We start from the raw sequence: 13,757 nt of genomic DNA, 5'->3' as shown, positions 1-13,757 counted from the left end.
TTCAGCTACTGCTCGGCATCAGCGTATTGCTGGGGGTTGGACGGTCGGTGATCTGCTGTCCGAACAGGCTCGCGATCAATTCGACCGCGACCCGCGCGGTCCGCCCGCGCTCGTCGAGAAACGGATTGAGTTCGACGATATCGGCCGAATGGACCAGTCCGGAATCGTACAGCAGTTCCATGATGAGATGCGCCTCGCGATAGGTCGCGCCGCCGGGAACGGTGGTGCCGACACCGGGTGCGATGCCGGGATCCAGCATATCGAGGTCGAAGCTGAGATGCAGCACGCCGTTGCGCGCTTTGACCCGCTCGATGACGCTGTGCATCAGTACCGCTACGCCGAACTCGTCGATCGCGCGCATGTCGGCAATGGCGATCCGCCGGTCATGCACCAGTTTCTTCTCGAGCGGGTCGATCGAATGGACGCCGAACAGGTCGAGATGCGCTGACGTGATCGAAGCGCGTGGCTCCTCGCCGAGCAGATCGTCGAGTCCGGGCTCGCCGCACACAAAAGCAGCAGACATTCCGTGCATGTTCGCGGTCATCGTCGTCAGCGGCGTGTTGTAGTCGGCGTGGGCGTCGAGCCAGAGCACGAACAATTCGCGTCCCTGTTCATGCCAATAGCGCGCGACGCCGTTGATCGAACCCATCGACAGGCTGTGGTCGCCGCCGAGAAAGATCGGTATGGCGCCGGACTTCGCCAGATCATAAGCGCGCGGGCTGAGCGTGCGGGTCCATGCCTGAATGTCGCGGTAGTGGTTGGCGTTCGCGGGTATCCGATCGGTCGCCGGCGCGGCGTGAGCGATGGAAATATCGCCGTGATCCGACACGTCGATGCCCAGGCTTTCCAGCACCGGCTTGATGCCCGCTGTGCGCAGCGCCGCCGGTCCCATCAAGGTGCCGCGTTGCGCCGCGCCCATGTCGATGGGAACGCCGAGCAGCGCAACGCTTCCGACCCGGCCGCCGGTTGTGTCGGTCATCGGACGAGCTTTCCGATCGCCGTCTGCAGCGGCCGCGCGGCTTCGTCATAGCCCGACCAGGCCTTGCTCTTTTTCAGGAGGTCCGGCGCGGTGCGGAGCGTGAACCGCTTCGGATCGAGGCCGGCTTTCACCTGCGACCAGTTCAGCGGCATCGACACGGTGGCGCCGGAGCGCGCGCGCGGCGATAGCGGCGCGACCGCGGTCGATTTGGTGTCGTTGCGAAGATAATCGAGAAAGATTTTGCCCTCGCGCTGCTGCTTCGACATGGTGATGAGATATTTGTCGGGTGCGTCGGTTGCCATTTGTTCGCAGACGGCCTGCGCGAACATTTTGGCCTGCTTCCAGTTCAACCTGTTCTTCTGCGTGATTGCAAGCGGCGTGACCACGTGCAGGCCCTTGCCGCCGGTGGTCTTGCAGAAGGTTTCAAGCCCGAGCGCCTCGAGGCGTTGCTTCATCTCCTTGGCCGCCGCGATCACATCCGGGAATGCGACCTCCGGCGCGGGATCGAGGTCGAACACCAGCCGTCCCGGCACCTCATACTGATCGGGCGCGCAATTCCACGGATGCAGTTCGAGCCCGCCGATTTGCGCCACGGCGATCAGGCCTTCGACGCGGTCGATCTGCAGATAAGGCTTGCGGTCGCCGGACACCTTCACTTCGGTGACGAGATCGGACAGGCCCGGCATGGCGTGACGCTGGAAGAAGGTCTCGCCGCCGATGCCGTTGGGAGCGCGCACGATTGAACACGGCCGCCCGCGGATGTGGCCGATCATCCAGCCGCCGGTCGTTTCCATGTAGAGGGCGAGGTCGCGCTTGGTGACTGGCTGCTTGTCGCCGGCATCCGGCCACAGCGCCTTGTCCGGGTGCGAGATCGCAACGCCCATGACCGTCGAGCGATCCCGCGCCGCAGGTGCGCGCGGCTGGCGCGATGTCGTCGTATCGGTGCGCGCTGCGGCTGCGGCTCTCGCGTCAAGCCTTTTAGCGTCGAGCTTTGGGACCGCCGCACGGGCCGGCGTCTCCGCCTTGATCTCGCGGGCCGGCTTGTCCGCGCGCAATCCCTTGAAGGCGGCCTGTCGGACCAGGCCGCCGTCGGTCCAGCCGGCGAATTCGATCTCGGCGACGAGTTCAGGCTTCAGCCAATGCACCTCGCGACCGCCCGGCGGCGCGTTCTTGCCGGAGAACGGGCTTTTCGATGAGGCGGCGGCCTTCAACGCCGGCATGATGCGCTTGACGGTGTCGCGGCCGTAGCCGGTGCCGACGATGCCGGTATAGACAAGGTGGTCGCCGTTGTAGACGCCGGCCATCAGTGAGCGGAATTTCCCGTCCGTGGTTTTCCAGCCGCCGATCACCACCTCATGGCCGGGGCGGCTTTTGATTTTGAGCCAGCTTCCACCGCGGCCGGCGCGATAGGGCGCATCCGCCTGTTTCGAGATGATGCCTTCGAGGCCGGCGTCGCGGGCCGATGCGAACATCTGTTCGCCGCTCACGTCGAAATGCTCGACGTATCGGACTGGAGCGCAAGCTGATTTTGCAGAACGTCCAAGCAATTTGCGAAGCCGTTCCTTGCGCGTGAGCAGCGACAGCGGGCGCAGATCCTCACCCTCGGCGAACAGCAGGTCGAATGCAAAGAACACCAGTTCACCAGTGTTGCCCTCAGACAGCGCGGCCTGCATAGCCGAAAAATCCGGATCGCCCTTGCCGCTGAGCGCGACGATCTCGCCGTCGATGATGGCGTCGGCCAGTTTGGCGGCAGCTTTTGCGATGATCGGGAATTTTTCGGTCCAGTCGAGGCCCTTGCGCGTCTTGAGCGTCACATTGCTGTTCTCGATCCGCGTCTGAATGCGGTAGCCGTCGAACTTGATCTCATGCACCCAGCCCTCGGCCGAGGGCGGAGTTGCGGAGGCTTCGCAGAGTTGAAAGCCGACGAAATCCGGCATGGCGCCTTTGATTGCGTGGGCCTTGTGGCCATGAGTCTTGGAAGCTTTACGCTTCGGTGCCCGCTCTCGGGTCGAAGCCGGCTTGGCGCTCGTCTTTGCCACCGGTCGTTTCGCGCCGCGGGCGCGTTCTTCGGCGGCAACGCCTTTGTTCGAATCCCACACCGCGTCAGAGCCCGCGATCCGCCTGGTCATCATGAAAGGCTTCGGCGCCTTGCCCTTGCCCTCCGCGATCTGGTTGAGCCTGCGCCCCGAGGCGACCGAGCGATCGTGCTTCAGCACGTCCTCGCCGCTGCCGGGCTCGGCATAATCGTCGCGGTGCTTGATCAGCAGCCAGTTGGTGCGCTTGCCGCCGCTGCGGTCGTGCTTCATGCGCACCAGCACCCACTCGCCTTTGAGCTTCTCACCCATCAGCGCGAATTTGAGGTCGCCCTTGGCGAGACCCTTCGCCGGGTCCTCGGCATACCAGTAGCCGCGGTCCCAGATTTCCACGGTGCCGCCGCCATACTGACCCTTCGGGATCGTGCCCTCGAAGTCACCGTAGTCGAGCGGGTGATCTTCGACCTCCACCGCCAGCCGCTTCTCGGTTGGATCGAGCGACGGGCCGCGCGTCACCGCCCATGACTTGAACACCCCGTCATATTCGAGGCGGAAGTCGTAATGCAGCCTTGTGGCATCGTGCATCTGGATCACGAAGCGCCGCTGCTTCGAGGTCGCGATGCGCGCCTTGCCGCTCGGCTCGGCGGTTTTGGAGAAGTCGCGCTTGTTGCGGTAGGTGCTGAGCTTGCGGGAGGGCACGGCGTTGGTTCCAAATTGGATCAGACGATGTGCAACGCCCACAAGGGCGCGCAAGTGCCCCGAATTCACGATTTTTTTCGTTTGGCGCCGGCACTCTTGCGCAACGCGTCCTTCAAGTCGATCGGGACGCCGTGCTTCCCCAAAAGGTCGGCAAAAGCCTCGTCGGCCAGCTCCTGAATCGTCGCCATGCGGTCGCGGCCGAGTTGCGTCAGCGCGGCCATGGTTTCGTCGTCGAAGGCGATCAGCTTGCGCATCGGCGCGGCCGGCTAACCGGTCTTGCGTTTCGCAGTCGATGCCTTCGCAGCCGGTGTCTTCGCAGTTTTGGCCGGTCGCTTGGCAGGCTCCCGCTTAGTCTCCTTCGCGGCGGTCTTCTTGCCCTCGATCGGAAACAGCATCTCGCGCTGCCCTTCGACGCGCTTCCTGGACTTCTTGCCCTTCGCCGGAACAGCCGCGGCCGGCCCTGCCTTGCCGCCCTTCAGGCTCTGCCGCAAGGCGTCCATCAGGTTGATGACGTTGCCTTCGGTCCTGACCTTGGCTTTCGCGATCGGATGCCCCGCCTTCTTCTGCTCGATCAGGTCGAGCAGCGCCGCCTCATAGTGATCCTCGAAAGCGGTCGGCTCGAAATGGCCGGACTTCTGCTCGACGATATGCCTGGCGAGATCGAGCATGTCCTTAGTGATCTTCACGTCCTTGATGGCGTCGAAATAGTCCGATGCCTCGCGAACTTCGTAAGCGTAGCGCAGAAGCAGACCGACCAGCCCGTTGTCCCGTGCCTCCAGCGCAATGACATGCTCACGATTGGTCAACACCACTCGCGCCAGCGCGGTTTTGCCGGTGGCCTTGATAGTGTCGCGGATCACAGCATAAGCGTCGTGGCCGACCTTGCCGTCCGGCACCAGATAATACGGCCGCACGATATAAAGATCGTCGATCTCGGCGCGCGGCACGAACCGGTCGATCTCGATGGTATGGGTAGAATCAATCGCGACGTTGTCGAGTTCGTCCTTGGTCACCTCGAGATAGGTATCGGTATCGATCTTGTAGCCCTTGACGATGTCGTCATTATCGACATCCTCGCCGGTTTCGGCATCGACTTTCTGATACTTGATGCGATGTCCGGTCTTGCGATTGATCTGGTTGAAGCTGACCTTCTCCGACTCCGAGGTCGCCGGAAACAGGGCGACCGGACAGGTCACGAGCGAAAGGCGCAGAAAGCCTTTCCAGTTCGCACGCGGGGCCATGGGACAAACTCCATACTGGCCGGGGACGGCAGAATAAGATCAATATCACGAGCGGCGAAACGTTCCGAGTCGGGAACGTGGTAAACGCGGGGCGTCAGCGTCGCAGGCCCGAGGTGTTCCGGTTGTGTTCTTGGCGAGCTTGTGGTGTTTTTTGAAACCGACATCTGCTGCGCGGCCGCAGGCGATTAGGGTTTTAGGAATTCGCTCGCCTTATACAGCGCGCGGAACGGCACCCCGGCCTGTGCGAAGGTTTCCGCCGCGCCTTCCTCGCGATCCACCATGGTGAAGACCAGCACGATCTCGCCGCCGGCCTCGCGTACGGAGTCCACGGCCTTGATCGCCGAGCCGCCGGTGGTGGTGACGTCTTCCACGATGACGACGCGCTTGCCCCTGAGGCTTTCGGTCTTGGTGAGGCCTTCCACCGCCAGCCGCGCGCCATGCTCCTTCGGCTTCTTGCGCACGAAGAATGCGGCGATCGGTTGATTTTTCAGCCACGACAACTGCGCGATGGCGCCGGCGAGCGGCACCGCGCCCATCTCAAGGCCGCCGATGTAGTCGAGCCTGTCGTCCTTGAGCGCCTCGAAGCTCAGTTCGGCGAGCAGCGCTGCGCCCTCGGGATCGAGCATGGTCGGCTTCAGGTTGAAGTAGAAATCGCTCCTGCGGCCCGAGGCCAGGGTGATTTCGCCGCGCCCGAACGAGCGCGTGCGAATGATCTCGGCAAGGCGGGCGCGGGAAGCGGACGTCGGCACTGGCGCTAGTCTCTCTGGTGAACCGCCGCGCAATCTATCGGGCGAGCCGGCTGGATTCCAGTACCATGTGGGACCGTCAACAGTGCAACTATGAAGGTAGGTCTCGTATGAAGCCGTCATCGTCCGCCAGCGGGTCCGGCTTTGCCGGCCCGATGACAGGCTCCGGCGGACAATCCAGTATACGCCCAAGTCTGCGATCACCGATTGACGTTTCGGAATACTGGATGCCCGCTTTCGCGGGCATGACGACAAAAGATCAATGCGCCTCGTCCCAGTTGTCGGCGGCGCGGGCGTCGACCTGCAACGGCACCGACAGCAACACCGCCGGGAACGGCGCGTCCTGCATCACATGCTGCACCACCGGCAGCGTCGCGGCCACCTCGTCGTCAGGCACTTCAAAGATCAGTTCGTCGTGGACCTGCAGCAGCATCCGCGCCGACAGCTTTTTCGTCGCGAGCGCATCGTCCATCCGCACCATGGCGCGGCGGATGATGTCGGCGGCGGTGCCCTGCAAACGCGCATTGATCGCGGCGCGCTCGTTAAAGGCGCGGTGCGACGGGTTCGGCGACTTGATGTCCGGGTAGTGGCATTTGCGGCCGAACAGCGTTTCGACATAACCGTGCTCGCGGCAGAAGTCCCGGGTCGCGTCCATGTAGGCGCGGATGCCGGGAAAGCGCTCGAAATATTTCTTGATGTAGGCGCCGGCTTCCTCGCGCGGGATGCCGAGTTGGTTAGCGAGGCCGAACGCCGAAATGCCGTAGATGATGCCGAAGTTGATGGCCTTGGCGCGGCGACGGATTTCGCCCGGCATTCCCTGGACCGGCACGCCGAACATTTCCGACGCCGTCATGGCGTGGATGTCGAGCCCGTCGCGGAATGCCTGTTTCAGCACGGGGATGTCGGCGATCTCGGCAAGCAGTCGCAGTTCGATTTGGGAGTAGTCGGCGGAGACCAGCTTATGGCCCAGCGTTGCGATGAAGGCGCGGCGGATTTTGCGGCCCTCTTCATTGCGTACCGGAATGTTCTGCAGGTTCGGCTCGTTCGACGACAGCCGCCCGGTGGTGGTGGCGGCGAGCGCATAGGTCGTGTGTACACGGCTGGTCTGCGGATTGACGTATTCCGGCAGCGCGTCGGTATAGGTCGATTTCAGTTTTGAAACCTGCCGCCAGTCGAGGATCTTGCGCGGGAAGTCATGACCCTGCTCGGCGAGGTCGTCGAGGATTTGCGCCGAGGTGGACCATGCGCCGGTCTTGGTCTTGCTGCCGCCCGGCAACCCCATCTTGCCGAACATGATCTCGCCGATCTGCTTCGGGCTGCCGACATTGATCGGCTCGCCGGCAAGCTCCTGGATTTCGGCTTCCAGCCGCGTCGCGGACTGCGCGAATTCACCCGACAGCCGCGACAGCGCCTGGCGGTCGATGGTGATGCCGCGCCGCTCCATCCGCGCCAGCGTCGCAATCATCGGCCGTTCCAACGTCTCGTAGACCGCATTCATGCGCTCGGCGACCAGCCGGGGTTTCAACGCTTGCCACAGCCGCAAGGTCAGGTCGGCGTACTCCGCCGCGTAAGCCGTGGCGCGATCGATCGTCACCTGATCGAAGGTGAGCCTGTTCCTGCCGCTGCCGATCAGTTCGCCATAGCTCAAGGCCGTGTGGCCGAGCCAGCGCTGCGCCAGCGATTCGAGATCGTGGGAGCCACGCCCGGCATCGAGCGCGTAGGACATCAGCTCGACGTCGTCGTGGTTCTGCATGACGATGCCGTGTTGCGCGAGCAGCACCGCGGTGAACTTGACGTTGAAGCCGATCTTCAGGTGGCCGCCGGATTCGAGGAGCGGATTTAGCAGATCGAGCGCATCGCGAATCGCGATCTGATCGGGCGCAAGGCCGGCGGCGAACAGACCGGCGCTGTCGCCGGCCTGCTTGTGGTTGAACGGGACGTAGCACGCGTCGTTCGGCGCGAGCGCCAGCGCGAGGCCCGACAATTCCGCCTGCATAGGGTCTATTGTCGGCGCCAGCGCTTCGACGACGAAGCTGTCATGGCTCTCGATGCGGGCTATCCAGTCCTGCAGTCGTTCGAGCGTGCCGATGGTTTCGTATTTGTCTCGCTGAACCGGCAGCGCGCGTACCGCCTCAAGGCGGGTCGCGGCGAGGATTTGCGGTGTTCGGGGTGGAGCATCTGCCGGAGCTTGGCTTCGCCCGGCAGGTAGGACGTTCCCTCCTCCCTTGTGGGGGAGGGGTAGGGAGGGGGGTGAGCCGAAGAGGTCGCCTGTGGCCCCCCCACCCCGGCCCTCCCCCATAAGGGGGGAGGGAGCAGAAAGAGCAGCGCCGCTGGCGTTTTTCCTGTCCGGCTCGATCTCGGTCGCGTTGACCTCGGAATAGTCGGCGACTCGCTTCGTCAGCGTGGTGAACTCCATGGCCTTCAGGAAGGCGATCAGCTTGCGGGCGTCGGGCTCCTGCACGGCGAGGTCGTCCAGCGGCACGTTGAGCGCGACCTTATCGTCGAGCAGCACAAGTTGCCGCGAAATGCGCGCCTTCCCCGCGTTCTCGATCAGCGTTTCGCGCCGCTTCGGCTGCTTGATCTCGCCGGCGCGCGCCAGCAGCGTTTCGAGGTCGCCGTATTCGGTGATGAGCTGCGCCGCGGTCTTGACGCCGATGCCCGGCACGCCCGGCACGTTGTCGACGCTGTCGCCGGCCAGCGCCTGCACCTCGACGACCTTTTCGGGCGGCACGCCGAATTTCTCGATCACCTCGGGGATGCCGAGGCGGCGGTCCTTCATGGTGTCGAACATGGTGACGCAGTCGGTGACGAGCTGCATCAGATCCTTATCCGAGGATACGATGGTCGCGGTCGCGCCGCGCGCGCACGCCTGCCGCACATAGGTGGCGATCAGGTCGTCGGCCTCGAACCCGCCCTGCTCGATGCAGGGCAGATCGAACGCCTTCACAGCCTCGCGAATCAGCGCGAATTGCGGAATCAGGTCGTCGGGCGCGGGCGGCCGATGCGCCTTGTAGTCGGGATAGAGCTTGTTGCGGAACGTCACCTCGGACTTGTCGAAGATGATCGCGAGATGGGTCGGCTTGTCGCCCTTCGGCATGTCGCGCAACAGCTTCCACAGCATGTTGCAGAAGCCGAGCACCGCGTTGACCTGCAAACCGTCGGATTTACGGTTCAGCGGCGGCAGCGCGTGATAGGCGCGGAAGATGTAGGAGGAGCCGTCGACCAGAAAGATGTGCTTGCCCTGCATGTCTGATCTGGTTGCGGCAGCGGACTCTACGGTCACAGCTTCCACGGCGGGGGTGGTGGGTACGGGCGTGGTGGCAGGGGTGGGCTTCTTGGGCATGGCCCGCAACTTAAGGATTTTTGCGCCGAAAGACAGCCTCCGAGAAGGATTGCGATCGGTATTGCAGGGCATATCGCCATGCGCTTTGAGTCATCGCCCGGCTTGACCAGGCGATGACTGGCTGCCCGCTTTCGCGGGATGACGCCTTTTGGCGCGGCGACCGTGTTGCGTTACTCGGCGGCCTGAATCGCGGCCGCGCGTTTCTTAGGCGCGATCCAGAAGGCGTCTGGACGCTCGAACAGGAAATTCGCCCGCGTGTTGCGGCAGGCCCACCAGATCAGCACCGCGCCGATCACGCCGACGATGGTGACGATCAGCGACACCAGGCCGATATCGTGGATGAAGCCCGCTTTCAGCAGAATCGTGCGCGAGGCGGCCATGGGCAGGAAGAAGGCGAGATAGATGACGATGGAATGCTCGCCGCAATAGCGCACGGCGTCCAGCCAGTGCATTTTGGCCAGCAGCGTGCCGATGGTGATGATGGCGCAGGCGCCTGCCAGACCCAGCGCGAGCGAGACGATGGGCCATTCGCTAGCGCCGGTATAGACGAGGCCGGCATTGGTGACCGCCCACAGCGCCAGCGCCGCCAGCGCCAGTGCCGGATAGGCGCGGGCGCGGTTCGACAGCGCGAACACATAACTTGCGAACAGGTAGCCGGAATAGATGTAGACGAAGCGCGCGGCGAATTCGTCGATCGCGGTCCAGCCGGTGGAGATATGCGCCATCTCGAGTACTGCGGCAACGCCCCAGATCACCCACGGCGAGATCCGGCGCGTGGCCTTGATAACCACGAAGAACACCGGCAGCAGATAGATGAACCACAGCGTGCCGAACGGATCGATGAACGACATCAGATAGAGATGGATGACGCCCGGCCAGCCCACCTCGGCGGCAAAGTGGGGTGCCTTGAAGCCGAACTGGATCGCGGTCCACAACAGGTAAAAGTAGGCGAAATGCACGACCTTGCGGTCAAGATAGGTGCGCCAGCCGCGATCGATGACGAGCGGCAGGAACAGGCCGGAAATCAGGAAGAAGTCCGGCATCCGGAACGGTTTTGCGAATTCGACCACCAGATGCATGAAGCCGTCCTGCCCGACGGCCTTTTCGACACCCTGCACCGAATGCATCATCACAACCATGATGATGCAGATGCCCTTGGCGTAGTCGACCCAGTCGACCCGTTCGTTCTTCAGTGCGGCTGTGCCGTTTCCGGTCATGGGTGTCTCTTTTCGGCGCGATTGGGCGCGTTTACAGGAGGATCGGTTTCATTCTCCTTTCCCCAATCAAATAATGTGCCGTGTTTAGGGGATATGATCGGGCGGAGGTATCGCTTTGCCCGGGTGCTGGCCGTGCGCTAAGAGGCAGCCCGGCACCCCCGTTAACCATGCCGCGAGCGGGATTATTCTTTGACGAAAACGTTTGCCACACCGCTTCCGATCGACGCCGTGCTCGACGAACTCGCGCGCACGCTCGCCGCGCATAATACGGCGGTGCTGGTGGCGCCGCCCGGCGCCGGCAAGACGACGCGGGTGCCGCTGGCGCTGCTCGATGCGTCCTGGATCGCCGGCAAGAAGATCATCGTGCTGGAGCCGCGCCGGATCGCGGCGCGCGCCAGTGCGGAGCGGATGGCGAAGACGCTGGGCGAGCGCGCCGGCGAGACCGTGGGCTATCGCGTGCGCTTCGGATCAAGAGTCTCGCGCGCAACCCGCATCGAGGTCGTCACCGAAGGAATCTTTGCGCGGCAGATTCTCGACGACCCCGAACTGACCGGCGTCGCGGCGGTGCTGTTCGACGAGTTTCACGAACGCTCGCTCGACGCCGATTTGGGGCTTGCGCTCGCGCGTGACGTGCAGACCGGCCTACGTGAGGATTTGCGCATCCTCGTGATGTCCGCGACCATCGATGGCGCGCGGATAGCAAAGCGTCTCGGCGACGCGCCGGTGATCGAAAGCGAAGGCCGCGCCTTCCCGATCGAGACGCGCTATCTCGGCCGCAAGGTGGATGCGCCGCCGGAGCGGCAGATGGCTGACGCGATTGCTATGGCGCTGCGCACTGAAGCCGGGTCGGTGCTGGCGTTTCTGCCGGGCGCGGCCGAAATCCGTCGCACCCAGAATTTTCTCGGCGAGCGCGTGCATGATGCGAGCATCGAGATCGTGCCGCTGTTCGGCGCGCTCGACCCCGGTACGCAGGATCGCGCCATCGCGTCGGCCCCGAAAGACCATCGCAAGGTGGTGCTGGCGACCTCCATCGCGGAGACCTCGCTGACCATCGAGGGTGTCCGCATCGTGGTGGATTCCGGCATGGCGCGGGTGCCGCGCTACGAGCCTGATATAGGGCTGACGCGGCTTGAGACGATCCGCGCCTCGCGCGCCGCAGTGGACCAGCGTCGCGGCCGCGCCGGCCGCACCGAGCCCGGCGTCTGCTATCGGCTGTGGGACGAGCCGCAAACCGCCTCGCTGGCCGCCTACACGCAGCCTGAAATTCTCAGCGCGGATCTCTCGACGCTGGTGCTCGATCTGGCGCAATGGGGCGTCGGCGATCCGGCGGAGTTGACCTTTCTCGATTCCCCGCCCGCGCCGGCGCTGAACGAGGCCCGCGCCCTGCTGCGCGAACTCGGCGCGCTCGATGCCGACGGCCGCATCACCGACGAGGGTAAGAGCCTGCGCGCGCTGGCGTTGCCGCCACGGCTCGCGCGCATGATCGTGGATTCACATCGACTCGGCGCGGGCCGCGAGGCCGCCGATATCGCGGCGGTATTGACCGAGCGCGGCCTCGGCGGCGACAGCGTCGATCTCGATGCGCGGCTCGACGGTTTCCGCCGTGACCGCTCGCCGCGTGGAGCCGGCGCAAGGCAGCTCGCGGAGCGATGGGCGTCGCAGGTGGCGGCCCCTCTTACCCCTCCCCACCAGAGGGGGCAGGGAGAAGCCATTCCTTCCACCGGCGTGATGCTGGCCTTCGCGTTTCCCGATCGCGTGGCGCGCAACCGCGGCACCGGATCGTTCGTGCTTGCCAACGGCCGCGGTGCGGCGGTCGATCCGGCTTCCGCGCTGGCGCGGGTGCCCTATATCGCCGTCGCCGAACTGACCGGCACGGCCGCCAACGGCCGCATTCTGCTGGCTGCGCCGATCGCGCAAGCCGACATCGAGTTGCGCTTCGTCGACCAGATCGAGACCGACGACGAGGTCGTGTTCGACCGCGTGGCGATGGCGTTGCGGGCACGGCGCCGGAAGCGGCTTCATGCGATCACGCTCTCCGAGGCGCCGCTGGCGGTCGTTCCCTCGATTGTGACGGCGCGCATCCTCGCGGAAGGATTGACGGATGCGGGACTGGATCGCCTGCCGTGGTCGAAATCGCTGAAGCAGTGGCGCGACCGCGTGATGTTCCTGCGCGCGGCGGAGGGTGAGGAGTGGCCCGACCTGTCCGACACAGGACTGGCGGCGGAAATCGAAACCTGGCTGGTGCCTGCGCTATCGGATACAACATCGCTGAAGGATTTTTCCGCCGGCGATCTGTCGGACGCGCTGATGGCGCTGTTGCCGTGGAATTTGCGGGCGCGGCTGGAGCGCGAAGCGCCGACGCATGTCGAGGCGCCGACCGGCACGATGCTGGCGATCGATTATGCAGCGGAGCAGGGGCCAACCATCGCTGTGCGATTGCAGGAGCTGTTCGGCCTGACGGCGCATCCGTCGATCGCGAAAGGCAAGGTGCCGCTGGTTCTGGAATTGCTGTCGCCGGCGCATCGCCCGGTTCAGGTGACGCGCGACCTGCCGGGCTTCTGGCGCGGCAGCTATGCCGCCGTTCGCTCCGATCTGCGTGGGCGCTATCCCCGGCATCCCTGGCCGGACGATCCGGCGAACGCGCCGCCGACGCGACGGGTCAAGCCGCGCGGGACCTGAGGAGCGTTGACGTCTCGCCGCCTGTTTTCGCCGGAACCCGTACCGGCCTCGCAGCGTTAACACCGGTCTCGCTCCGAGGCCTCTCCCATGGACATGCCGTTGCAACCGACCTGGTCCGACATCGCGATCCGTCTCGCCTTGACGATGGTCGCCGGCGGCATCGTCGGTTTCGATCGGGGCGCGCGGGGGCACGCGGCGGGATTTCGCACCACCATTCTGGTTGGGCTCGCCGCCGCGGTCGCCATGATCCAGACCAACATCCTTCTGGCAGCCAGTGGCAAGACGCCGGAGTCGTTCGCTGTGATGGACGTCTTGCGTTTGCCACTCGGCATCCTCACCGGCGTCGGCTTCATCGGCGCCGGGACCATCGTCAAGAAAGGCGATCTCATCACCGGGATCACCACCGCTGCGACGTTGTGGCTGATGACGGTGATCGGCCTCTGTCTGGGCGGCGGTCAAGTGGTGCTCGGCCTGGTGGCGACTGCACTGGCCGTCATCACCCTGTGGGCGTTGCAATGGGTGGACCGCGCGATTCCCCGCGAGCACCGCGCCAGATTGACCGTGACGGCCGACAAGGAGATGCGTGCGATGATCGAACTGCCGCGCCTGACCGGCGGACTCGGCTATCGCGCGCGCTTCGCGGAGGCCGAGCGGCGCGATGACGGGTCGATCGATTGCTCATTCGATATATCGTGGCGGCGTGCCGAGCGATCGACACCGCCGGCCGATCTGCTGACGCTGATTCGGCAGCACTATGAGATCAAGGTGTTCGCCCTGACCACCGAAAACGGCCGCTAGAATCGTCTCGATTGCCTCACTG

9 protein-coding genes are annotated in these 13,757 nt (G+C 64.5%); 2 read left to right on the top strand and 7 right to left on the bottom strand.

Annotated features, from left to right (window positions below; all coding sequences use genetic code 11):
* Position 1: 1 nt before the first annotated feature.
* From rocF to V4R08_RS09995, 7 genes are all read right to left on the bottom strand, one after another.
* A complete protein-coding gene (gene rocF, locus V4R08_RS10025; protein ID WP_335579222.1) occupies positions 2 to 979 on the bottom strand; it encodes an arginase in 978 nt (325 codons plus the stop codon).
* Positions 976 to 3,711 (bottom strand): DNA ligase D, encoded by a 2,736-nt coding sequence (gene ligD / locus V4R08_RS10020; RefSeq protein WP_335579221.1) that lies wholly within the window; start codon positions 3,709 to 3,711, stop codon positions 976 to 978. Before ligD ends, rocF begins: the two co-directional genes overlap by 4 nt.
* A 65-nt stretch (positions 3,712 to 3,776) precedes the next feature.
* Complete coding sequence (locus tag V4R08_RS10015; RefSeq protein WP_335579220.1) at positions 3,777 to 3,965, bottom strand: hypothetical protein; 189 nt, start codon at positions 3,963 to 3,965, stop codon at positions 3,777 to 3,779.
* A gap of 12 nt (positions 3,966 to 3,977) precedes the next feature.
* Complete coding sequence (ku, locus tag V4R08_RS10010) at positions 3,978 to 4,952, bottom strand: non-homologous end joining protein Ku (protein ID WP_335579219.1); 975 nt, start codon at positions 4,950 to 4,952, stop codon at positions 3,978 to 3,980.
* A gap of 185 nt (positions 4,953 to 5,137) precedes the next feature.
* Complete coding sequence (gene pyrE / locus V4R08_RS10005) at positions 5,138 to 5,701, bottom strand: orotate phosphoribosyltransferase (RefSeq protein WP_335579218.1); 564 nt, start codon at positions 5,699 to 5,701, stop codon at positions 5,138 to 5,140.
* Positions 5,702 to 5,957: 256 nt separating this feature from the next.
* Positions 5,958 to 9,041 carry a DNA polymerase I gene (polA, locus tag V4R08_RS10000; RefSeq protein ID WP_442935646.1) on the bottom strand — a complete coding sequence of 1,028 codons (3,084 nt, stop codon included), beginning with the start codon at positions 9,039 to 9,041 and terminating at the stop codon, positions 5,958 to 5,960.
* Positions 9,042 to 9,211: 170 nt separating this feature from the next.
* The gene (locus V4R08_RS09995; RefSeq protein WP_335579217.1) at positions 9,212 to 10,258 is read right to left on the bottom strand and encodes an acyltransferase family protein; all 1,047 of its coding nucleotides are present in this window, start codon (positions 10,256 to 10,258) and stop codon (positions 9,212 to 9,214) included.
* 189 nt (positions 10,259 to 10,447) lie between these two features.
* Here V4R08_RS09995 and hrpB point away from each other — a divergent pair, with 189 nt between their 5' ends.
* Positions 10,448 to 12,937, top strand: coding sequence for an ATP-dependent helicase HrpB (gene hrpB, locus V4R08_RS09990; RefSeq protein ID WP_335579216.1), 2,490 nt, complete (start codon positions 10,448 to 10,450; stop codon positions 12,935 to 12,937).
* 87 nt (positions 12,938 to 13,024) lie between these two features.
* Complete coding sequence (locus tag V4R08_RS09985; RefSeq protein ID WP_335579215.1) at positions 13,025 to 13,735, top strand: MgtC/SapB family protein; 711 nt, start codon at positions 13,025 to 13,027, stop codon at positions 13,733 to 13,735.
* Positions 13,736 to 13,757: the final 22 nt, after the last annotated feature.

This window comes from Nitrobacter sp. NHB1 (assembly GCF_036964665.1).
In the GTDB taxonomy this organism is placed as follows: domain Bacteria; phylum Pseudomonadota; class Alphaproteobacteria; order Rhizobiales; family Xanthobacteraceae; genus Nitrobacter.
Note: the sequence above shows the minus strand (reverse complement) of the source record. Positions and strands in the feature narration are given on the sequence as shown.

Bases quoted from the DNA above. Each gene is read 5' to 3' on its own strand.
- rocF (WP_335579222.1), bottom strand. From the start codon at position 979: ATGACCGACACAACCGGCGGCCGGGTCGGAAGCGTTGCGCTGCTCGGC.
- V4R08_RS10015 (WP_335579220.1), bottom strand. From the start codon at position 3,965: ATGCGCAAGCTGATCGCCTTCGACGACGAAACCATGGCCGCGCTGACG.
- ku (WP_335579219.1), bottom strand. From the start codon at position 4,952: ATGGCCCCGCGTGCGAACTGGAAAGGCTTTCTGCGCCTTTCGCTCGTG.
- polA (WP_442935646.1), bottom strand. From the start codon at position 9,041: ATGCCCAAGAAGCCCACCCCTGCCACCACGCCCGTACCCACCACCCCC.
- V4R08_RS09995 (WP_335579217.1), bottom strand. From the start codon at position 10,258: ATGACCGGAAACGGCACAGCCGCACTGAAGAACGAACGGGTCGACTGG.
- V4R08_RS09985 (WP_335579215.1), top strand. From the start codon at position 13,025: ATGGACATGCCGTTGCAACCGACCTGGTCCGACATCGCGATCCGTCTC.